This is a genomic window from Undibacterium sp. GW821-FHT07F11 (genome assembly GCF_059418665.1).
In genome coordinates this window covers 225,356-248,353 of record NZ_JBWKQH010000004.1, presented here as the reverse complement: position 1 = coordinate 248,353, position 22,998 = coordinate 225,356, and the positions used below count along the sequence as shown (strand labels likewise).

Annotated in this window: 18 protein-coding genes; 14 read left to right on the top strand and 4 right to left on the bottom strand. The window is 51.1% G+C overall.

Annotated elements, in window-relative coordinates; translation table 11 throughout:
* Positions 1–55 precede the first annotated feature (55 nt).
* The 4 genes from AC07OI_RS11605 to grpE form a co-directional block, all read right to left on the bottom strand.
* Positions 56–3,034: an EAL domain-containing protein gene (locus AC07OI_RS11605; protein WP_495257324.1), complete on the bottom strand. Its 2,979-nt coding sequence runs from the start codon at positions 3,032–3,034 to the stop codon at positions 56–58.
* Positions 3,035–3,358: 324 nt separating this feature from the next.
* Entirely contained in the window at positions 3,359–4,477 is a 1,119-nt protein-coding gene (dnaJ, locus tag AC07OI_RS11600; RefSeq protein ID WP_492702097.1) for a molecular chaperone DnaJ, read from the bottom strand.
* A gap of 148 nt (positions 4,478–4,625) precedes the next feature.
* Entirely contained in the window at positions 4,626–6,569 is a 1,944-nt protein-coding gene (dnaK, locus tag AC07OI_RS11595; protein ID WP_492702099.1) for a molecular chaperone DnaK, read from the bottom strand.
* A 142-nt stretch (positions 6,570–6,711) separates the two neighbouring features.
* Positions 6,712–7,311, bottom strand: coding sequence for a nucleotide exchange factor GrpE (gene grpE, locus AC07OI_RS11590; protein ID WP_495257323.1), 600 nt, complete (start codon positions 7,309–7,311; stop codon positions 6,712–6,714).
* A 749-nt stretch (positions 7,312–8,060) separates the two neighbouring features.
* On the opposite strand from grpE, the gene rfbB reads away from it, so the two are divergent.
* From rfbB to waaC, 14 genes are all read left to right on the top strand, one after another.
* Positions 8,061–9,137 (top strand): dTDP-glucose 4,6-dehydratase, encoded by a 1,077-nt coding sequence (gene rfbB / locus AC07OI_RS11585; RefSeq protein ID WP_495257322.1) that lies wholly within the window; start codon positions 8,061–8,063, stop codon positions 9,135–9,137.
* Between the two features lie 26 nt (positions 9,138–9,163).
* A complete protein-coding gene (gene rfbA, locus AC07OI_RS11580) occupies positions 9,164–10,057 on the top strand; it encodes a glucose-1-phosphate thymidylyltransferase RfbA (RefSeq protein ID WP_495257321.1) in 894 nt (297 codons plus the stop codon).
* Between the two features lie 17 nt (positions 10,058–10,074).
* On the top strand, positions 10,075–10,620 hold the full coding sequence (gene rfbC / locus AC07OI_RS11575; protein ID WP_495257320.1) for a dTDP-4-dehydrorhamnose 3,5-epimerase: 546 nt from the start codon (positions 10,075–10,077) through the stop codon (positions 10,618–10,620).
* Entirely contained in the window at positions 10,617–11,594 is a 978-nt protein-coding gene (gene rfbD, locus AC07OI_RS11570) for a dTDP-4-dehydrorhamnose reductase (RefSeq protein WP_495257319.1), read from the top strand. The genes rfbC and rfbD overlap by 4 nt, the downstream gene beginning before the upstream one ends.
* The gene (locus AC07OI_RS11565) at positions 11,591–11,992 is read left to right on the top strand and encodes a sugar 3,4-ketoisomerase (protein ID WP_492702111.1); all 402 of its coding nucleotides are present in this window, start codon (positions 11,591–11,593) and stop codon (positions 11,990–11,992) included. The genes rfbD and AC07OI_RS11565 overlap by 4 nt, the downstream gene beginning before the upstream one ends.
* A 186-nt stretch (positions 11,993–12,178) precedes the next feature.
* Positions 12,179–13,321: a DegT/DnrJ/EryC1/StrS family aminotransferase gene (locus AC07OI_RS11560; RefSeq protein ID WP_495257318.1), complete on the top strand. Its 1,143-nt coding sequence runs from the start codon at positions 12,179–12,181 to the stop codon at positions 13,319–13,321.
* Positions 13,322–13,323: 2 nt separating this feature from the next.
* Positions 13,324–14,571: an O-antigen translocase gene (locus AC07OI_RS11555; RefSeq protein ID WP_495257317.1), complete on the top strand. Its 1,248-nt coding sequence runs from the start codon at positions 13,324–13,326 to the stop codon at positions 14,569–14,571.
* A complete protein-coding gene (locus tag AC07OI_RS11550; protein WP_495257316.1) occupies positions 14,558–16,009 on the top strand; it encodes a hypothetical protein in 1,452 nt (483 codons plus the stop codon). The genes AC07OI_RS11555 and AC07OI_RS11550 overlap by 14 nt, the downstream gene beginning before the upstream one ends.
* An 80-nt stretch (positions 16,010–16,089) precedes the next feature.
* Complete coding sequence (locus AC07OI_RS11545; protein WP_495257315.1) at positions 16,090–16,881, top strand: glycosyltransferase family protein; 792 nt, start codon at positions 16,090–16,092, stop codon at positions 16,879–16,881.
* A 3-nt stretch (positions 16,882–16,884) separates the two neighbouring features.
* The gene (locus AC07OI_RS11540) at positions 16,885–17,841 is read left to right on the top strand and encodes a UDP-glucose 4-epimerase family protein (RefSeq protein ID WP_495257314.1); all 957 of its coding nucleotides are present in this window, start codon (positions 16,885–16,887) and stop codon (positions 17,839–17,841) included.
* A gap of 8 nt (positions 17,842–17,849) precedes the next feature.
* Positions 17,850–18,410 carry a sugar transferase gene (locus AC07OI_RS11535; protein ID WP_495257580.1) on the top strand — a complete coding sequence of 187 codons (561 nt, stop codon included), beginning with the start codon at positions 17,850–17,852 and terminating at the stop codon, positions 18,408–18,410.
* A 48-nt stretch (positions 18,411–18,458) separates the two neighbouring features.
* Positions 18,459–20,396, top strand: a complete 1,938-nt coding sequence (locus AC07OI_RS11530; protein ID WP_492702523.1) for a polysaccharide biosynthesis protein — start codon at positions 18,459–18,461, stop codon at positions 20,394–20,396.
* A gap of 42 nt (positions 20,397–20,438) precedes the next feature.
* A complete protein-coding gene (locus AC07OI_RS11525) occupies positions 20,439–21,815 on the top strand; it encodes a phosphomannomutase/phosphoglucomutase (RefSeq protein WP_495257313.1) in 1,377 nt (458 codons plus the stop codon).
* A gap of 171 nt (positions 21,816–21,986) precedes the next feature.
* Entirely contained in the window at positions 21,987–22,985 is a 999-nt protein-coding gene (gene waaC, locus AC07OI_RS11520; RefSeq protein WP_495257312.1) for a lipopolysaccharide heptosyltransferase I, read from the top strand.
* Positions 22,986–22,998: the final 13 nt, after the last annotated feature.

The following is a 22,998-nucleotide window of genomic DNA, read 5'->3' as shown; positions in this document are numbered from 1 at the left end:
TTTAATACCACTTGTAAACTACTCGCCATCGCTTTGGGATACGATAGTCGCGACTCTAGCTTACCTGAATTTCAACTTTTGGGCTGTCGGCTTTTTGTAGCGTGTGACGGTTGCTGATGAAACGGTCAAATTCGTCTATGGGAATAGGCTTACAGAACAGGTAACCCTGATAGGCCTGGCAACCGGCCTGCAATAAAAATTCGCGCTGCTGTTCGGTTTCCACGCCTTCGGCAATCACATTCAAATCCAGGCTGGCACCCAGGCTGATGATGGTGCGGACGATGTTCGCATTGTTCACATCATCTGGCAGGTTGTGCACAAAACTGCGGTCTATCTTGAGCTGTGTCAGCGGCAAGCGTTGCAAGTAAGAAAGTGATGAATAACCGGTACCAAAATCATCCATGGAAAATCCCACGCCAAGTTTTTTGATGGCATGCATTTTTTCTATGACGATGGCGACGTCTTCAAGCACGACACTTTCAGTCAGCTCCAGTTTCAGCAAGACCGGGTTGGTACCCGTGTCATGCAAAATGCGTTTCACATCATCTACAAAACCAGGATGGCGGAACTGGCGGGCGCTGACATTTACTGCCAGTTGCATGCCGGATTTAACCGGGTCATCGGCCCAGATGGCGATTTGCTTGCAGGCAGTTTCCAGCACCCATAGCCCTATCGGCAAGATGAGACCCGTTTCTTCTGCCAGGGGGATGAAATCCAGTGGAGACACCAGTCCGCGGTTGGGGTGATGCCAGCGCAATAAAACTTCTGCACCTATGGGGTCACCAAGGGCGCTGACTTGCAATTGATAATGCAGGACAAACTGATCATGCATGAGGGCATGGCGCAAATCAGTTTCCATCGCAGTGCGGAACTCCAGTGCTGCCTGCATGCTGGGATCAAAGAAGCGCACACTGTTTTTACCCAATGCCTTGGCCTGGTACATGGCCATGTCGGCACGGCGCAATAATTCATCGATACCAACAGCCTCGGCACCAAACATGGTGATACCTATGCTGCCTGAACTTTCATAATCGATATGACCAAGATTGATGGTTTGGCTCAGGGTCAGGCGGATTTTTTCAGCGACGTTTTCAGCCAGACTGGCGGCATATTGCTGCTCTTCATGCAGGCCTTCGAGCAAGACCACGAATTCATCGCCACCAGTGCGCGAGACTGTATCATCAGCGCGCACACAGGCATGGATGCGCTTGCCTATCTGGGTCAGCAGCAAGTCACCCATATTATGACCCTGGGTATCATTCAGGGTTTTGAAGTTATCCAGGTCTATCATCAAAATCGCACCGTAACGCAGATGCCTGCGGCTCAGTGACAAGGCACGCGCCAATCTGTCCAGCAAAAGACGGCGATTCGGCAAACTGGTGAGTGGATCAAAAAAAGCCAGCTGATGAATTTTTTCTTCAGAGACCTTGTGCTCGGTAATGTCATTGAAAGAGCCGACATAATTACTGACCTTGCCATCCTCATCCAGCACGGCAGACACTACCAGCCGTTCGGAATAAATTTCACCATTCTTGCGGCGATTCCACAGCTCACCTTGCCAGCGATGATTACGGCGTATCTCGTCCCACATCTGGCTATAGAAAGACTCGTCGTGACGACCAGATTGCAGCAAGCGTGTGCCCTGACCTATCGCCTCGCTGGCTTCATAACCGGTGATGCGGGTAAATGCCTTATTGACGCGCAAGATGATGAGGTTGGCATCAGTGATTAATATGCCTTCTTCAGTTTCAAATGCCATGGCGGCAATTTCCAGCTCTTTGTCGGCCAGTTTTTTGTCGGTAATGTCACGCAACAGGGCGACGTATTGCTGTAATCTGGCTTGCTGGTCGTAGACGGGGGTGAGCAATAACTCCAGCCACAGTAACTGACCATTGTCACTCAGTCTGCTGTATTCCAGTGTCAGTGGTTTTTGCTCTTCATTATCCTGGGCCAACATGCTGGTAACAGCGGGAGCAAATAAATCACCGAGTTTTTTTTCATGCAAGACATCTTCTGCATATCCACTCAAATGGCAAGCTGCCTCATTGACATAATTGATATGGCCATCGCTGCCGGCGATCATCACACCTTGCGAAGTAGCGCTCAGGGCTTCATTGCGCAGACGCAGCAAGGCCTCACTTTCACGCAGCTCTTCTGCATTCAGTTCACGTTGCCTGCGTTTGATGGTGGATTGATAGCTGAGCATCCAGGCCATGAGGCAAACAATGAGGCCAAAAACTTCGATGAATCTCGATAACCTGGTCGTGCCTTGCCAGCCACCGTGCGGCAAGGCGGCCAGCTCCCAGCTACCGCCAGGCAGCATGATGCTCTGCCTGACCGCATCACCAGTGAACAAACTGCCGTCACCGAGAAACACTTCTCCCTTGCTGCCTTTGGCATCACGGCCACGTATGGACAGATTGATTTCATTTTGCATCTGTGCGACGCCAGCCTGTTCCAGCAACTGGTCATAATTGACCACCATCGCGATCGAACCAAGAAATTCATCGCGGTTTTCATGCTGGTAGACGGGGATGCGCACTACCAGGCCGACACCGCCCTGCACCAGCGTCAATGGCCCGGCAATTTGTATGGTGTGTTCTTCTATCATGCGCTGATAGACTGGCCATTGCTTGGGTAACTGGCGATAATCGACACCGAGGATTTTTTCATTCCCTTTATAAGGATAGACATAGCTGGCCACCGTGCCTTTGACGAGAACCAGATTACGGATACTGGGATTGGCACTGGCCACTTCAGCCGCCAACACCTTGAATTCCTGTTCAGACAAATCCGGCTTGGTAGCGAACGTGACGGCCAGTACGCGGGCGGCAGAAATATTTGAAGTCATGCCCGTACCAAGCTTGGTACGCAAGACCACCAGCTTTTCTATGATGTCGACTTTTTGCTTCTGGATGGCCAGTTCACGTTCATTATTGTCAATGGCCCATAAACCCAGAAACACAATCAGAGCTACACCCAGAGCAAAAAGCCTGGGATATCTGGATGACAACCCGATATATGATTTATCCATCAAGGCGGTATGAGTCCTGAAAACAGGTTTTAATGTACTGTTTTTTGTTTTTGTGCTGTTTGTGCTGTTTGTGCTGTTTGTTCTGTCTGTTAACGACTTGTTCTTGGTTTGCTTATAACTCAGGAGCAACAATATTCCACTCTTCTCATAGTAGCAGAATGCCATAGGGGTGACAGGCAGAATTGCGGCACTGATATGCAAGAAATGGTTTCGCGGTATATGAGCAACAAAAAAGCCTGCCAAAACAAGTTTGGGCAGGCTTTTAAGTAGAGCTTATAGCGCTTTTTGCCGGTTTTTTTGCAAAACTAGCAGAACTGATCGTGTCTATTCAAAGAATTTCTTGACCTTGTCCATCCAGGTTTTGCTTTGTGGATTGTGCTTGGGCCCACCTTCCACCGTCAGCTTTTCAAAATCACGCAAGAGTTCTTTTTGTTTTTCTGTCAGCTTCACCGGTGTTTCGATGACAACGTGACAGAACAGATCACCGGCATAACCGGAACGAACACCCTTCACACCCTTGCTGCGCAGGCGGAAAGTCTTGCCGGACTGGGTGCCTTCAGGCACGGTGAAAGATGCCTTGCCGCTCAGGGTAGGTACTTCGATATCCCCCCCCAGTGCTGCCTTGACAAAGGAAATCGGGATTTCGCAATGCAGATCGTCTCCATCACGCTGGAATACCGGATGCTGCTTGATATGGATTTCCACATACAAGTCACCCGGAGGGCCACCATTCACACCCGGTTCACCGTTACCGGATGAGCGGATGCGCATGCCATCATCAATACCTGCAGGGATTTTGACTTCCAGCGTCTTGTTACGCTTGATACGGCCAACGCCTGAGCAAGTAGTACAAGGATCAGGAATCATCTTGCCTGTGCCATGACATTTAGGGCAAGTCTGCTGTATGCTGAACAAGCCTTGCTGCATGCGCACCTGACCATGGCCACCGCAAGTTGTACAAGTGACTGGCGAGGTGCCTGGTTTGGCACCGGAGCCATGACAGGTATCGCAAGAATCCCAGCTAGGTACACGGATGGTGGTATCAAAACCGTTGGCAGCCTGTTCCAGCGAGATTTCCAGGTTATAGCGCAAGTCAGCACCACGATATACTTGCGGGCCGGCATTGCGACGGCCACCACCAAAAATATCACCAAAAATATCGCCGAAGGCATCAGCAAAACCACCTGCACCGCCACCGCCGCCGCCGCCCATATTCGGGTCGACACCGGCGTGACCATAACGGTCATAGGCATCGCGCTTCTGGCTGTCGGAAAGCATCTCATAAGCCTCTTTGGCTTCCTTGAATTTTTCTTCCGCGACCTTGTTATCCGGATTGCGGTCCGGATGGTACTTCATCGCCATTTTGCGATAGGCCTTTTTGATTTCGTCTTCGGTGGCGTTTTTGCCCAGCCCAAGAATCTCGTAAAAATCACGCTTCGCCATCTCTTGTTAACCTCAGTATTGTTCTTGAACTTAAGTCTAGAATTTCTAGCATCGACTTAAGCATCAAACTTAAGCGCAAACGCCGGGCAGCATCGCAAAGCGAGCCACCCGGCGCGTCATGACGGGCGCAGACCCGTCAAACTAGGTATTACTTGCCGTCTTTGACTTCTTTGAAGTCAGCGTCAACTACATCATCATCTTTAGGTTTGGCATCTGCACCGGCCGCGCCTGCACCACCAGCAGTTGCGCCTGCGGCAGCCTGTTGTGCCTGCATGTCAGCGTAGACTTTTTCACCCAACTTTTGCGATGCAGTGGACAGTGCGCCCAGCTTGGTGTCAATCTCAGCCTTGTCACCGGATTTCAATACGTCTTCCAGTTCCTTGATGGCGGCTTCGATCTTCTCTTTTTCGCCAGCTTCCAGTTTGTCGCCATGTTCAGCCAGCGCTTTTTTGGTGGAATGCACCAGAGCGTCGCCCTGATTGCGGGACTCGGCCAATTCCTTGACCTTTTTGTCTTCTTCCGCGTTCAGCTCGGCATCTTTCACCATTTTCTGGATTTCTTCTTCCGTCAAACCAGAGTTTGCCTTGATCGTGATCTTGTTTTCTTTGCCAGTGGCTTTGTCTTTTGCACCTACGTGCAAGATACCATTGGCGTCGATGTCAAAAGTCACTTCAATCTGTGGCGTGCCACGGGCTGATGGTGGAATACCTTCCAGGTTGAATTCGCCCAGGCCTTTATTGCCGGCAGCGATTTCACGTTCACCCTGGTAAACCTTGATGGTCACTGCAGGCTGGTTGTCGTCTGCAGTAGAGAACACCTGGCTGAACTTGGTCGGGATAGTCGTATTCTTCTGGATCATCTTGGTCATGACGCCGCCCAGGGTTTCGATACCCAGAGACAAAGGTGTCACGTCCAGCAGCAACAGATCTTTACGGTCACCAGACAGAACAGAACCTTGAATCGCTGCACCAACGGCAACGGCTTCATCAGGATTCACGTCTTTACGTGGTTCCTTGCCGAAGAATTCTTTAACGATGTCCTGAACCTTGGGCATACGTGTCATACCACCAACGAGGATGATGTCATCGATGTCTGTGGTTTTCACGCCTGCATCCTTGATCGCCATGCGGCAAGGCTCGATGGTTTTCTGGATCAGTTCTTCTACCAGAGCTTCCAGCTTGGCACGTGTGATTTTCAAATTCAAATGCACAGGTGCGCCATTTGCCATGGCGATGTAAGGCTCGTTGATTTCTGTCTGTTGCGAGCTCGACAATTCAATTTTTGCACGTTCGGCAGAGGCCTTGATACGTTGCAAAGCGATAGGGTCTTTGGACAAGTCCAGACCATTGATCTTTTTGAATTCGTCGATGATGTAATCAATGATGCGTTGATCGAAATCTTCACCACCGAGGAAAGTATCACCGTTAGTGGACAATACTTCGAATTGCATTTCGCCATCTACGTCAGCGATTTCAATGATGGATACGTCGAAAGTACCGCCACCGAGGTCATATACCGCAATCTTGCGATCGCCTTTTTCTTTTTTGTCCAGGCCAAAGGCCAGCGCAGCAGCTGTTGGCTCATTGATGATACGTTTGACATCCAGACCAGCGATACGGCCAGCGTCTTTGGTTGCCTGACGTTGTGCATCGTTAAAGTAAGCAGGAACAGTGATGACTGCTTCTGTCACTTCTTCACCGAGGTAGTCCTCAGCAGTTTTTTTCATTTTGCGCAAAACTTCAGCAGAAATTTGCGGTGGTGCCAGACGCTTGTCGCGCACGGATACCCATGCATCGCCATTGTCAGCTTTGGAAATGGTGTAAGGCATCAGGCCGATGTCTTTTTGCACTTCTTTTTCTTCGAACTTACGACCGATCAAGCGTTTGACCGCGAACAGTGTGTTCTTGGGATTTGTTACAGCCTGGCGTTTGGCGGATGCACCAACCAGGATTTCGCCATCTTCTTGATAAGCAATAATGGAAGGCGTAGTACGCGCACCTTCTGCATTTTCGATCACTTTTGGCTGGCCGCCTTCCATGATAGCAACGCAAGAATTGGTTGTACCCAAATCAATACCAATCATTTTTCCCATGATAATTCCCTCAGAATGTAGATTTTTTTGTCAATGTTGGTGAGTCAGTGCGCTTTTTTATTGCAACTGAACTCGTCTGTTTCGGATATATGGTAAAAAACACGCTTTTCAAGCCATTTTTGCGTGTTTTTTTACGCTTTTCTTACTTTCCTTGCGCTACTGTCACTAAAGCCGGACGCAATAAACGGTCGGCAATGGTATAACCTTTTTGCAATACAGTCACGACTGTGTTGGCATCTTGCTCAGCTGGCACCATGGAAATAGCCTGATGCTTCATAGGATCAAGCTTGTCGCCCTGCACAGGACTGACTTCATTCAGGCGATTTTTTTCAAATGCAGCACTAAGTTGCTTCAATGTCATTTCCACGCCTTCTTTCAGCGCTTCTATAGACGGTGTGTCAATCTTCAGGGCCATTTCCAGGCTGTCCTTGACTGGCACCATGGCTTCGGCAAAACCTTCAATCGCAAACTTGTGCGCCTTGCTGATATCTTCCTGAGCGCGGCGGCGAATATTTTCACCTTCGGCCTTGGCGCGCATGAAAGAATCTTGCAATTCTTGCACTTTTGCTTCGAGCTTGGCAATCACTTGCTCAGCAGTATCCTGTGCAGGTACTGCTTCCTGGGCTGCTTCTGGTGCAGACGTCTGCACTGTTTCACCTTGAACAACGCCATCCAGTTGAACTTCCGGCGCGGCTTCTTTTATTTCTACCTTTTCCGCTTGCTGGTTTTCTTGCTCTTGCATACTTACTCTCCCGATCAAAAACATACATTACCCCTGCATTTGGGGATATATCCTTACGATTTCAAGGCTTTATCTTCAAATTTTCCTGAATTTCTCTTATTCGCGGTGACCTGATCCAACATTGGGGTGGCCCGGCTCTAAGCAAGCTCTATTTCAAGCTACATTTGATGTACAAATAAACACATTTCGTAACAAAGTAAGAACAATTCATTACTGGAATATGCTGCGTCGCATCCTAAAATGATGCGTAAGAACCTGTTTACGATCTGTAGCGAGCGAGTATCAGCGGGGTCAAGGCAACATAAAACGCAGCGCAAAAAGCGGAATGTACTCTACTACATGAGCATTTTGAGCAGCACATGAGCCCCGCACGAACTCCGATTGCGCTCGCGTAGTAGGATAGTAAGCAGGTTCCAAGAAATATCTTCATTGGAGGTATAACCATGAAACTCTCACTCATCTCCCTCATCTTGCTGGCCTACACCGTCGCCACTGTCGCCTGGATCTGCCTGTCCCAGACAAATACCCTGGCTTCGTAAGCTGATACGGCACAACGACATTTCAATAGTGGCAAGTTTTCAAACTCGCCAGCAGGTTTGTCGGTCGCTATCTATATAAAACAATTGCCAAAACATATTAAATAAACGCATAGATTAGTAGTCCCCTTCAACGAAAGCAGCCTCTTCTCAAGTAAAATCGCCTGTTGCAAGCAATTCAGCAGATTTCAGCGATTATTAGAGGAGTGAGGCATGATTTTTGTCACAGGAGGCGCGGGTTTCATCGGTGCCAATTTTGTTCTGGACTGGCTGGCCCAGTCGGATGAGTCTGTCCTCAATTACGACAAACTGACCTACGCTGGCAATTTGAACAACCTGACCAGCCTCAATAATGATGCGCGCCATGTGTTTGTCAAAGGCGACATCGTCGACAGTGCCCATCTGTGCGGTTTGTTTTTTGAATATCAGCCGCGGGCCATCGTACACTTTGCAGCAGAAAGCCATGTAGACCGCTCCATCCTGGGCCCGGCCGCCTTTGTCACAACCAACGTGAATGGCACCTTCAATCTTCTGGAAGCAGCACGCACTTACTGGCAAAGCCTCGAAGGCGAAGATAAAGCCAACTTCCGCTTCCTGCATATATCCACGGATGAAGTGTATGGCACGCTGGCTGCAGACGATGCGGCCTTCACCGAAACCACGGCTTATGCACCGAACAGCCCCTACTCGGCTACCAAGGCTGCATCCGATCATCTGGTACGGGCATATCACCATACCTATGGCCTGCCGGTACTGACGACCAATTGTTCAAACAATTACGGGCCTTACCATTTCCCGGAAAAACTGATACCGCTGATCATAGCCAATGCCCGCGCCGGCAAAGATTTGCCGGTGTATGGCGATGGCTTGCAGGTACGTGACTGGCTGTATGTGAAAGATCACTGCGCGGCAATCCGCCGCGTACTGGAAGCTGGCAAACCCGGTGAAACCTATAACGTCGGTGGCTGGAATGAGCAAACCAATTTGAGCGTAGTACATACCCTGTGTGAATTGCTGGACGAATTGCAACCCAAGGCGCAAGGCAGTTACAAAGACCAGATCAAGCACGTCACCGACAGGCCAGGACATGACCGCCGTTATGCAATCGATGCCAGGAAGATAGAAAAAGAACTGGGCTGGAAGCCAAAGGAAACTTTCAGTACCGGCCTTAAAAAAACCGTGGAATGGTATCTCGCCAATGATGACTGGACCAGGCAGGTACAATCGGGCGAATACCTGAAATGGGTAGCATTGCAATATGAAGATGATGAAGACGGGGACGTAGTATGAGCGGCAGTAACAAGATAAACAGTAGCATGGCCAATACATCTGCACGCAAGGGTATCATCCTGGCTGGTGGCTCAGGCACACGCCTGTATCCCGTGACGCAGGCCATATCCAAGCAATTGCTGCCTGTGTATGACAAGCCCATGATTTATTACCCGCTGACATCGCTGATGCTGGCGGGGATACGCGACATCCTGATTATTTCCACCCCCCAGGATACGCCGCGCTTTGCCGAGTTGCTGGGCAATGGCAATCAATGGGGCATACAGCTCAGCTATGCAGTCCAGCCGTCACCTGATGGATTGGCGCAAGCCTTTATCATCGGCAAGGACTTTGTCGGTAATGCCAATACAGCCCTGATACTGGGTGACAATATTTATTATGGCCACGACTTTGAACCGCAATTGCGCCAGGCTGATGCGCAACAAAGTGGCGCAACCGTATTTGCCTATCATGTACAAGATCCTGAACGCTATGGTGTCGTTGAATTCAATGAGCAACGCCAGGCCATCAGCATAGAAGAAAAGCCAAAAAAACCGAAATCCAATTACGCTGTCACTGGCCTGTATTTCTATGATAACCAGGTCTGCGATATCGCGGCCAATATCAAGCCGTCAGCACGTGGCGAGCTGGAAATTACCGATGTCAATAATGAATACCTGAAGCACGGTACGCTGAATGTGGAATTGATGGGCAGGGGTATGGCCTGGCTGGATACCGGCACCCATGAATCACTGCTCGAAGCCGGACAATTCATCGCCACCATAGAAAAACGCCAGGGCCTGAAAGTAGCCTGCCCTGAAGAAATTGCCTACCGCCGCCATTACATCAGCGATGCCGACCTCGAAAAACTCGCGCAGCCGCTGAAGAAAAATGAATATGGCCAGTATCTGTTGAAGTTACTGGACAAGAAAGCGTATTGATAGATGAGAGTTTTACGATGAAAGTTGTAGAAACCGGCTTGCCCGGCGTACTGATACTGGAACCCCGGGTTTTTGGCGATGACCGTGGTTTTTTCTATGAAAGCTTCAATGCCCGCACATTTGCTGAACTCACGGGCCTGAATGTCAATTTTGTGCAGGATAATCATTCCAAATCAGCCAAAAATGTCTTGCGCGGCCTGCACTACCAGATACAACAAAGTCAGGGCAAACTGGTGCGTGTGATTGCCGGTGAGGTCTTTGATGTGGTTGTCGACCTGCGCAAGTCTTCACCGACTTTTGGCAAGTCTGAGGCTGTCGTCCTGTCTGGAGAAAACAAGCGCCAGTTGTGGATACCGCCGGGCTTTGCCCATGGCTTTTTAGTCACCAGCGACAGTACAGAATTTTTGTACAAGACCACCGATTACTGGGCACCAGAGCATGAACGCTGCCTGCTGTGGAATGACCCCGTACTGGATATCAACTGGCCCTTGCAGGATGCGCCATTGCTGTCTGGCAAAGACCAGTTGGGCAAACTGCTGGCAGATGCCGAGGTCTTTGCATGAGGATATTATTGACTGGCACGAACGGGCAACTGGGTCATGCCCTCCTGCCGCACTTGTCACGCTTGTCTGCAACTGCCACCATCCATGCGCCGCAAAGAGCAGAACTGGATTTGAGCAATGCCGCGCAATTGCGACTGTGCATCAACGACTTCAAGCCAGATCTGATTATCAATCCGGCTGCTTATACCGCGGTAGATCTGGCCGAGAGCGAGGCAGAAAAAGCCCATGCCATCAATGCGATAGCACCTGCCATCATGGCTGAAGAAGCACGCAAGCTGGGTGCTGGTCTCATCCATTACTCAACGGATTATGTCTTCGCCGGTGACAAGGCAGATGCAGAAGGCAACTGGCAAGCCTATGCAGAAACTGATGCAACAGGCCCCTTGAATGTCTATGGCAAAACCAAGCTGGCTGGTGAACAAGCCATTATCGCCAGTGGCTGCGCGCATCTGATCTTGCGCACCAGTTGGGTCTATTCAAACTTTGGCAAGAATTTTTTCCTGACCATGCTGAAGCTGGCGCGTGAGCGTGAGCAATTACGCGTCGTTAATGACCAGTGGGGCACACCCAATTCTGCTGACTGGCTGGCCGCGACTACTTGCGGGATACTGGAGCAATTACAGCAATCCAAAGATGCGGTAAGCTGGTGGCAGCAATTTGGTAGTGTGTATCACCTGAGTGCTGCGGGCGCGACCAACTGGTTTGCCTTTACCTCAGCCATCATAGAACTGGCAGACCAGCAAAACAAACTGGGCAAAGCCGCACCGCAGATCAGCGGCATACCAGCCAGTGAATATCCTGTGCCCGCGCGTCGTCCGTATAACTCTTTATTGAATACAGAAAAATTGCAGGCTGCTTTTGGATTGTCCATACCGGACTGGCGCATCCCCCTGGCTGGCTGCATGCAAAGCGTGCAAGCGCCTGTTTATGCATCACCCCATACAACAACTCAAGCTCAAGGTCAGACCACGTGAAACTGCAAATGATACCTATGCGCGTGCTCGGTGATGAGCGCGGCAGCCTGGTCGCCGTCGAGGCCAACCAGGACATCCCTTTTCCTATTGCTCGGGTTTACTATATTTTTGGTACGCTCGAAGGTGTGGAACGCGGCTTTCATGCCCACAAGACCTTGCAGCAGGTGGCAGTGGCCGTACGCGGTTCCTGCACCATGGTGTTTGATGATGGCAAAGAGCGTGTAGAACTCGAACTCGATTCGCCGGCCAAGGGTGTTTATATCGGCACACGCATCTGGCATGAAATGAAAAATTTCACCGAAGATTGCGTCTTGCTGGTGTTTGCTGACCAGCACTATGAAGAAGCAGATTATTTGCGCAAGTATGATGAGTTTTTGAAGTTCATAGAAACTGACTGATATCAGTCAATCTGGAAAAGACCTCTCACAACAGAGGCACAGAGGAAGGAATAAACTTTTGCAAAAGTTTATCGTTGCGCAAGCAAGCGACATGTCGCTTGAAATCCTTGCTTCACCACAGAGAAATCAAGAGAAAATCTGTCTTAGTGCAGTCCTTCTTACACGTGAAATAAGTGAATGGATAATATGAAACCTATACCTTATCTGGAACTCAAGCCTCAGCATCAGGATTTGCGTACAGAGTTGAATCAGGCTTTTAATGAAGTATTGGATAGCGGCTGGTTTATCCAGGGCAAACAGCTGGAAGCCTTTGAAGCTGAGTATGCCGCGTATTGCGGCAGCCAGTATTGCGTTGGTGTCGGCAATGGCATGGATGCGCTGCACCTGATTTTGCGCGCCTATGGCATAGGCGAAGGCGATGAAGTCATCGTGCCTTCGAATACTTATATCGCCAGTTGGCTGGCGGTGTCGTATGCAGGTGCGACGCCAGTTGCAGTGGAGCCGGATCTGGCTACTTACAATATCGATCCTGCAAAAATCGCGGCGGCCATTACTCCCAAAACCAAAGCCATCATGGTCGTGCATCTGTATGGTCAAATCGCAGACATGGACCCGGTTATCGCCATCGCCCGTGAACATGGTTTGAAAGTCATAGAGGATGCAGCGCAATCGCACGGTGCAACATATAAAGGGCGTGTCTCTGGTGGCCTGGGTGATGCTGCTGCCCACAGTTTTTATCCGGGCAAGAACCTCGGCGCACTGGGCGATGCTGGTGGAGTCACTACCAATGATGCAGAACTGGCCAAGCAATTAAAAGTCTTGCGCAATTATGGTTCGCAAATCAAATACCATAATGAAGTCAAAGGTTACAACTCACGCCTTGATGAATTACAGGCTGCACTACTAAGAGTAAAACTGGGCAGACTCGATGGCTGGAATGTGCAGCGCCGTGCATTGGCACAGCAATATCATGAAGGCTTGAAAGACTTGCCTGGCCTGGTGATACCGTTTGTGCCTGAGTGGTCCGAACCGGTCTGGCATATCTATGCCGTGCGTCATGCCAAGCGCGATGCCCTGCAAAAACACTTGCAGGACGCTGGCATAGGCAGCCTGGTGCACTACCCCATCCCGCCGCATCTGCAACCGGCGTATACTGAATTGCAACTGGGTGTGGGCAGTTTCCCGCTGTCTGAACAAATCCATGCAGAAGAATTGAGCCTGCCGCTAGACCCATATCTTGCACCGGAAGATGTCAGCCGCGTCATCGCCGCAGTTCGCGATTTCGTCCTGCAAGCTGGCTCAACTAGTTCAACTGCATCAGCTACCTGACAATGACACTGGTACGCACCAGCCTGTTGAATGCAATTGCTGTCATCGTCAGGATGCTGACCATGCTGGGCCTGAACAAATTGCTGGCAGTATATGTGGGGCCAGGTGGTTATGCCGTCATAGGCCAGTTCCAGAATGCCGTGACCATGATCTTGTCATTTGCCAGTGGCGCAATTTCCACCGGCGTGACCAAGTACACAGCTGAACATGGCGACGATGCCGCCGCCCAGCAAAGAGTATGGGCCAGTGCGGCGCGTATCTCTGTCTATTGCTCACTGGCGGCCTCTGCCTTCATTGCGGTATTTCACCAGCAACTGGCGGTATTGCTATTAAAAGATGCGCAATATGGCAGCGTGTTTTTATGGCTGGCAGCCAGCCTGGTGCTGTTTGTCTTGAATACGCTCTTGCTGGCGATTTTGAATGGCAAGAAAGCAGTCGCTGCCTATGTAGGAGCCAACATCGCGACCAGCATAGTCACACTGATGGCAACCTGGTTGCTGGCCAGCGTCTGGGGCCTGTATGGCGCACTGGTAGCGCTGGCAGTGAACCAGTCTTTCGTCGCCATCATCACACTCATCCTCTGCCTGCGCAGCAAGTGGTTCAGCTTTGGCATGCTGTTTGCAAAGGCAGACAAGGACATGCTGCGCAAACTGGGTGCATATGCATTGATGGCTGTCGTCACTGCCACGGTCGTGCCGTTGAGCCAGATGCTGATACGTAATCACCTGGTGCAGGATTTTGGATGGCAAGAGGCCGGTTACTGGCAGGCTGTGACACGCATCAGTGATATTTACCTGATGCTGATCACTACCACGCTGACGGTGTATTACCTGCCGCGCCTGGCAGAAATCAAGGCAGCAGCAGAATTGAAAAAAGAAATCGCCCGCGTATATCGCTTCGTTTTGCCTTTGACAGCACTGGGTGCAGTCATGGTCTATCTCTTGCGTGATCTCATGCTGTGGCTGGTATTCACAGAAGAGTTCCGCCCCATGTTACAGCTACTGGCATGGCAACTGGTGGGGGACTTTATCAAGATAGGCAGCTGGGTGCTGGGCTTTGTCATGCTGGGCCGGGCGCTGACCAGGCCTTATGTGATTACCGAGATCGTCTTCAGCCTGTCGCTGGTTGTGCTGACTTATCTGCTGACCCCTACATTTGGTTTGCAGGGTGCAGTGATTGCCTTTTGCATTAACTATGTATTGTATTGGGCATGTATCGCCTGGATTTTAAAAAAATATGCCTACCGCTGAACGCCCACTCAAGCTCGCCAGTTTTATACAGGCATGCGTCGCCCGCATACTCGCGACGGGAGAACTCGATAGTTGCATGCGGCGTGCCCGCGCGCTTGGCGAGCTGCTATGGAAAAACAATCTGGGTCAGTATGCTCTGCCTGAGCTGGAACAGACCTTGCTGCAGCGTTATCAGCATTTGTTCACAGCACCAGCACAGCAAGGCATCAAGGCAACTTATCTGCATGTATTGAGCCAGGCTTATACCGCCAGCGGCCATACCCGCGTAGTTGAGCACCTGATAGCCAGTCAGGCCTTGCAGGATTCTGCGGTATTGGTGACAGAAAAAGCACCACATGCTACCTGGGAAAAATTGAGTACGCCTGGCCATCCCTGCATCTGTCTGCCCAAATTCAGCAACAGGCAAGAAAAGATACAGGCCTTGTTGAATCACTTTGCACAATACAACACCCTTGTACTGCATATCCACCCCTACGATATCGATGCCGTCATCGCTGCTGGTTTAGCCAGGCAATTGTGCGGCACCCGCATCTATATGTACAACCATGCCGACCATGTATTCTCTTATGGTCACGGCATCGCAGACGTAGTGCTTGAACTCAGTTATTTTGGCTGGGAACTCAGTAAACTGCGTGGCAGCCATGAGAAATGCGTGTTTGCAGGCATCCCGTTAAAGTTGCCTGATACCACTGCCGAACGGCCAGAAAATGCCACAGGCCATATCGCCAGCGCAGGCTCAGCTTATAAATACAAGCCAGGCGGTGAGTATTCCTTCCCTGATTTTGCGGTACGCCTGCAAGCCAGGACGGGGCGCAAACTGATGTTGATAGGCCCCAACCTGAAAACCAACTGGTGGTGGTGGAAGCCTGCACGACAAATGGGCAAGCAGGCGATTTTCCACAAACGTATGGCTTATCAGGATTATCTGGTCTGCATGCGCGACGCCAGTGTCTATGTCGATAGCTTCCCCCTGACCGGTGGCACGGCCTTCCCGGAAATGGTGGTCAAGGGTCTGCCCTGCTTTGGCATATTGACCGGCGCGCATGGTTATTCTCCTGCGGATCAGCTCAAATCAGGCAGTCAGGATACCTTGCTGGACGACATGAGCTATTATTTACAGCAAACCCGGCAGCAAACGCCACAACAAGCGCAACAGCAACGCCCAGGCTTGGACCAGGCTGCGATACTGCAAGAAATCAGGCAAGCGCATGATATAGAACAGGTGGCACGGCGCATCAGTATGGCAGAAACAGCGAATGCGCAAGAAAAACAACCGCCATGGTTAAATCCCGCACCTATAAACTGTGATTTCTATGAGAAAATCTGGTACACAAGAAAATTGTTCACGCCGCCCATCCATAACTTCCCTGACTGGAAATTGGGCGTATTATTTTTAAAGTATTGGATACAAAGTCGCCAGCTTAGTCACCAGGCTTAATTGCTAGCTAATTGCTAGTTTAATCGCCAGCTCAGTTGCCAGCTCAGTGCCAGACCCTATGCAGCATCACTTAGTAAACTATGATACATGTCGCAATCGTCAGTCACGGCCATGAAAATCTGCTTATCGCAAGCGGCATGGGTGGCTTGCGCGATGCCGCTGCGAACATGCATGTGTGGATCAAGGATAATCACCCTTCCCCGGAATTAAAAGCCTATTGTCTGCAACATGGCGTTTCTTACATAGACGATAAACCTGGCCTGGGTTTTGGCGAAAACAATAATTACCTGTTTGACCTGATCAGCAGCAGCATCGGTTTTGCCGAAGGTGACAGTTTTATCGTCATGAATCCTGACATCACCATCAGCGCTGACACCATTCTCACCCTGGTTGAGAACATGCGGAGCGACGCTTTTCCTGTAGCCACCATCAATCTCTATCGTGATGAACAACATCTGTATGTGGATGCGAATGTACGCCGTTTCCCGAATGTGATTTCATTATTGCGCATGGTGGCGGTGCGCTCCCTGTCCGAACCGTATGACAAGAAGACCATGACAGAAACCTGCCATGTTGATTGGGCCTCTGGTGCCTTCCTGGCTTTTGATGCGCTGCACTATCAGGCTCTGCAAGGCTTTGATACACGGTATTTCATGTATTTTGAAGATGTGGATATCTGTTACCGTTCCAAGCAATTGCTTGGCAAGGGCATACGTTTTTATCCACAACTAAACGCTACTCATACAGCCGCCCATAAAAACCGCAACCTGGTGTCACGCCATGCCAGCTGGTTTTTCCGCAGTTTCCTGAAATTCCTCTCGCGCCGCTATTTTGTCTATGACAGGCGGTCGAATTTGCCTGCTGCCAAATAAAGTATGAAGCAGCAAATCTTGTTGACCGGTGCCAGCGGCTTTGTCGGCCAGGCTATTGCCCGCGCATGTCTGTCTCAGGGTATCGCCCTGATTTGCCCTGGCCGCCGCCCTTTGGATTGGCAGGCCGCGGACATGCACAATCCCATAGTCAGCGACATGACTCCTGACACTGACTGGTCTGCCCATCTGCAAGGAGTGGACATCGTCATCCACAGCGCTGCGCGGGTGCATGTCATGCAAGAGACAGCCAGCGACCCTCTCGCGCAGTTCCGTGCCGTCAATGTGGGCGCCAGCCTGCAACTGGCACGCCAGGCTGCAGCTGCGGGCATCAAGCAATTTATTTATCTGAGCTCGGTCAAGGTGAATGGTGAAGCGACCCTGCCTGGTCATCCTTACACTGCCGATGATCAACCCATGCCTCAGGATGCCTATGGTATTTCCAAAATGGAGGCCGAACAGGCTTTACTGCAACTGGCACAGACAACTGGCATGGCTGTCACCATCATACGCCCGCCGCTGGTGTATGGGCCGGGTGTCAAAGCCAATTTCCTGAGCATGCTGCGCATGGTGCGCCGTGGCCTGCCTTTGCCATTGGGTAGCATCCATAACCAGCGCAGCTTTGTGTATCTGGATAATCTGGTTGACCTTATCCTGCATTGCCGGCTGAACGAAGCGGCGCGCAACCAGATATTCCTGGCCTCCGATGGCAGGGATTTATCGACGACAGAATTATTGCGCCTGTGCGCGCAGGCTTTGCAAGTTAAATCCCGCTTGCTCCCTTTCCCGGTGGGCTTGCTGACACTTGCTGCCAGCATACTGGGCAAAAGAAATGTCGCGGACCGTTTATGCCAGTCGCTGCAAGTCGATATCAGCAAAACCAGAAAGCTGCTGGCCTGGTCACCACCTTATACCGTAGAACAAGGCTTGCAAGCCACGGCTGCAGCCATACCTGTTGAATGAAGAATATGTTGAAGCGCCTTTTCGATCTCGTCCTTGCACTGACAGCCAGCCTGTTTTTGATCATCCCTTTGATCATCGTTGCCATCTGCGTCAAGCTGACTTCACGTGGGCCGGTCGTCTACTGGTCCGATCGTGTCGGGCGCAATAATGCCATCTTCAAGATGCCCAAGTTTCGCAGCATGCTCATCGACACACCTGCGGTTGCCACCCATCTGTTGAGCAATCCTGATCAATACCTGACACCCATCGGTTCTTTCCTGCGCAAATCCAGCCTCGATGAATTACCGCAATTGTGGAGCATACTCTGTGGTGACATGAGTTTTGTGGGGCCACGCCCTGCCCTGTACAATCAGGATGACCTGATCGCCCTGCGCACAGAAAAGCAAGTACATACTATCCCACCTGGCTTGACAGGCTGGGCGCAAATCAATGGCAGGGATGAATTACCTATTCCTGTCAAAGTGGATCTGGATGCGTATTACCTGCAGCATCAATCCTTCATGCTGGATATTCGCATCTTGTTCCTGACCTTCTACAAGGTGATGCGTCGTGATGGTGTTACACATTAATGAGCATTCATAAGATTAACAAGCAATGAATCGAGATATGCAATCATGATGCAATCCCTGCTCAATCTGCCGCGTCTGCAAAAACAGGTGATTGCTGCCCTGGCTGATGCCGTCTGCCTGCCACTGATGTTTATCCTGGCGATCTGGCTGCGCTATGAAACCTTTAATCTCAGCCTGTTCAATCATTACTTCTGGCTCATCGTTTCTTCTTCCCTGATAGCCATACCGGTATTCATACGCATAGGTTTATACCGTGCCGTGATACGTTTCATCGATCAGAAAATCATCAGCGTAGTCGTCTTTGGCGTCACCCTGTCGGTGCTGTTCATGGCCTTTGTGGCGGTGATGCTGCATATCACGCCATTATCGCGGGCAGTGTTTGGCTTTTTTTGGGCAGGCTCCATCTTGTATGTGGGTGCCAGCCGTTTTCTGGCCAGGGCCTGGCTGTTACAGGCTGACATGGCTGAAAACGCCACCCGCATTGCCATTTATGGCGCTGGCAAAGCCGGTGCGCAACTGGCCACTGCCCTGCGTGCAGGTGGTGAATATGTGTGCGCCGCCTTCATCGACGACAACAAGTCCGTGCAAGGTTCGACCATAGGCGGCGTCAAGGTATTTGCACCTGAGCTATTGAAGGACCTGGCCGACCGCCACGACATACGCGAGATTTTGTTGGCCATGCCCAGCATCAGCAAGACAAGGCAAAAGCAGATACTTGATCAGCTTGAGCCGCTGAAGCTCAAGATCAAAGTCACGCCATCGATACAAAGCCTGGTCAATGGCGAACTGCGTGTGCAGGACATACGCGAAGTCGAGATAGAGGATTTGCTAGGCCGTGACCAGGTTGAACCCGATGCCCGCCTGCTGAGTATCTGTATCACCGGCAAGCGTGTCATGGTAACTGGTGCAGGTGGTTCCATCGGTTCTGAACTATGCCGCCAGATCTTGCGCCAGCGCCCCACCAAACTGGTCCTGCTGGAAATGTCGGAATACGCCCTGTATGCCATAGAACAGGAATTGACTGGCCTGCGCCAGCAATTAAAGCTGGATGTAGAGATTTTGCCCTTCCTCGGTTCGATACTCGACAGCGCCAAACTGGACCGCATCTTCACCACCTGTGAAATAGAAACCCTGTACCATGCGGCCGCCTACAAGCATGTGCCGCTGGTCGAGCATAATCCGGCAGAAGGCATACGCAATAATGTGTTTGGTACACTGTCCGTGGCGCAAGCTGCCATGGCTGCAGGGGTCAAGAATTTTGTATTGATCTCGACTGACAAGGCGGTGCGCCCTACCAATGTCATGGGTGCGACCAAGCGCCTGGCAGAGCTGATCTTGCAAGCCTGCTCACGTCGCCAGCAACATACGCGTTTTTGCATGGTGCGCTTTGGCAATGTGCTGGGATCATCCGGCTCGGTCGTACCGCTGTTTCGTAAACAAATCATGGCGGGTGGCCCCATTACCCTGACCCACCCTGAGATCACCCGTTACTTCATGACCATACCCGAAGCTGCACAACTGGTCTTGCAGGCCGGTGCCATGGGTGAAGGTGGAGATGTGTTTGTGCTGGACATGGGTGAACCGGTACGCATCATTGATCTGGCAAGACGCATGGTGCATCTGAGCGGCCTGGAAGTGAAAAGTGAAGCAACGCCAGACGGCACCATAGAAATCCAGCATGTAGGCCTGCGCCCCGGTGAAAAACTGTATGAAGAATTGCTGATAGGCGACAATGTCGAAGGTACTTCGCACCCGCTGATCATGCGCGCCCAGGAAAATGAATTGCCATGGGATCAACTGAATGCCCTGTTGCAAAACCTGCATACTGCCTGCACCGCCTTTGATTATGAGCAAATCCGCGCCCTGTTGCTGCAAATAGTGGCAGAATATGAACCACAATGCGGTATTGAAGACCTGATCTGGCAAGCCCAGCAAGTTGGCACTGAAGAGCAGGCCACAAAGGCCAGCGCTGGCCTGCTCCACTGAAGCATTAGATTAATTAGCTAATTTAGATAAAGAAGAAAAATCATGTCCCTACTTTCCCCCAGCATATTCAAAGCCTACGATATTCGCGGCATCATCGACAAAACCCTGGATGCAGAAGTTGCTCACCTGATAGGCCAGGCCTTTGGCAGCGCAGCCATCGCCAAGGGTGAGAAAGCTGTGGTCATAGGCCGTGATGGCCGCTTGTCCGGCCCGGACCTCATCACAGCGCTGGCCAAGGGTTTGCAATCAACTGGCATTGACGTCATCAACCTGGGCGTAGTTGTCACCCCCATGGTGTACTTTGGCACCAATGTATTGGGTGCTACCTCCGGTATCATGGTCACAGGCAGCCACAACCCACCTGACTACAATGGTTTCAAAATGGTGCTGGCTGGTGAAGCGATTTATGGCGATGCCATACAAGCGCTGTACCAGACCATCCTGAACAAGGATTTCAAACAAGGCAGCGGCAACTACCGCACGCATGACATCAAGGCGACTTATCTTGAGCGCATCATCGGTGACGTCAAGGTCGCCCGTCCTTTGAAAATTGCCGTCGATTGCGGCAATGGCGTGGCAGGTGCATTTGCCGGTGAATTGTATCGCGGCATGGGTTGTGAAGTCATAGAACTGTTTTGCGAAGTCGATGGTACTTTCCCTAACCACCACCCTGACCCAGCACACCCAGAAAACCTGCAAGACCTGATACGCTGCCTGCAAACCACTGATGCAGAAATAGGCCTGGCATTTGATGGCGATGGTGACCGTCTCGGTGTCGTCACCAAGGATGGTCAGATCATTTACCCTGACCGCCAGCTCATGCTGTTTGCTGAAGACGTGTTGACACGCAACCCCGGTGCGCAAATTTTGTATGACGTCAAATGCACACGCCATATCGCACCTTGGGTAAAAGCACGCGGCGGTGTACCGCTGATGTGGAAAACCGGCCATTCCCTGGTCAAGGCCAAGCTGCGCGAAACAGGCTCACCACTGGGTGGTGAAATGAGTGGTCATATCTTCTTCAAAGACCGCTGGTATGGTTTTGATGATGGCCTGTATGCTGGTGCACGCTTGCTGGAACTCGTCAGCCGCGTAGCTGACATGACAGCCACACTGAACAACTTGCCGCAATCGACTTCGACACCAGAACTGCAATTGCAACTGGCCGAAGGCGAAAACTTCAAGATCATCGCTGCCATGCAAGCCAATGCCAGCTTCCCTGGTTCCGATGAAATCATCACTATCGATGGTTTGCGCGTTGAATACCCGGACGGCTTCGGCCTGGCCCGCTCATCCAACACCACCCCCGTCATCGTCATGCGCTTTGAAGCCGAAAACCCCGAAGCACTGGCACGCATACAGGGCGCAATGAAGCAGGCTGTGCTGGCTGTTAAGCCAGATGCGAAATTGCCGTATTAATTTTATTTAAACCTAAAACATAAAAGCTCATCACAGAGATACAGAGAAAAACAAGAGAAAATCTTTTAAGCTAAAAGTGTTTGGCAATGACTCTTCACGCCTTTGCTTTTTCTCTGTGCTACCTCTGTGTCTCCGTGCCTCTGTGGTGAGAATTCCGGTCTTACTATCCAAGTGAAAATCCTTCTTGTTCGTGTCTCGTCGCTGGGCGATGTTTTGCATAATATGCCCATCGTGAATGACTTGCGCCGCCAGTTTCCGCAGGCGCGCATAGACTGGGTTGTTGAAGAAGCCTATGTGCAACTGGTGAGACTCAATCCCGGTGTCGATCAGATATTCCCCTTCGCCTTGCGTCGCTGGCGCAAGAGTCTGGGACAGGCGGCAACACGACAAGAGATCAAAAATTTCTTTCGCCAGCTAAGGCAAGAGCAATATGACCTGGTGCTTGATACCCAGGGCTTGCTCAAAACCGGCATCATCATGGGCCTGGCAAAAACCGTCAAAGGCGGCAAAAAAGTCGGCCTGGCAAATGGTACTGAGGGTTCAGGCTATGAAGGCATTTCCAGAATTTTCCACGACATCAGTGTACCCGTAGACAAGCGCACTCACGCCGTCTTGCGCGGTCGCCTGGTTGCTGCTGCCGCTGGTGGCTATACCGTCAACACGCCAGCCAGTTTTGGCTTGCGGGCACCGGAGATACCCGCTGATCAGCGTACATGGTTGCCAGCTACGCCGTATGCGGTGTTCTTTCACGGCACCGCAGGTGCGGCAAAAAAATGGTCGCGTGAGAATTGGCAAGCGATTGCCGCAGAATTGAAAAACTACGAATTACCGATACTGCTACCCTGGGGCAGCGCAGCTGAAAAAGCTGAAGCTGAAGCCATGGCTGCCGTCATGCCTAACGCCAGCGTCTTGCCTGCACTATCCATGCAGGCCGCAACCCTGCTGGCGCAAAAGGCACACCTTGCCATCGGTGTCGATACCGGCCTGACGCATATCGCTGCAGCTTACGAAACCCCAACCATAGAAATCTATTGCGCTTCGCCGCGGTGGAAGACTGAAGGCAACTGGTCGGACAGGATTATTAATCTTGGAGATAGCGGGGAGCCTGCGACTGTTGACGAGGTTCGAGGCGCGATTGGAATATTACTAGGGTCAAAGAGCAAACAGTAACTTGCTTACCATC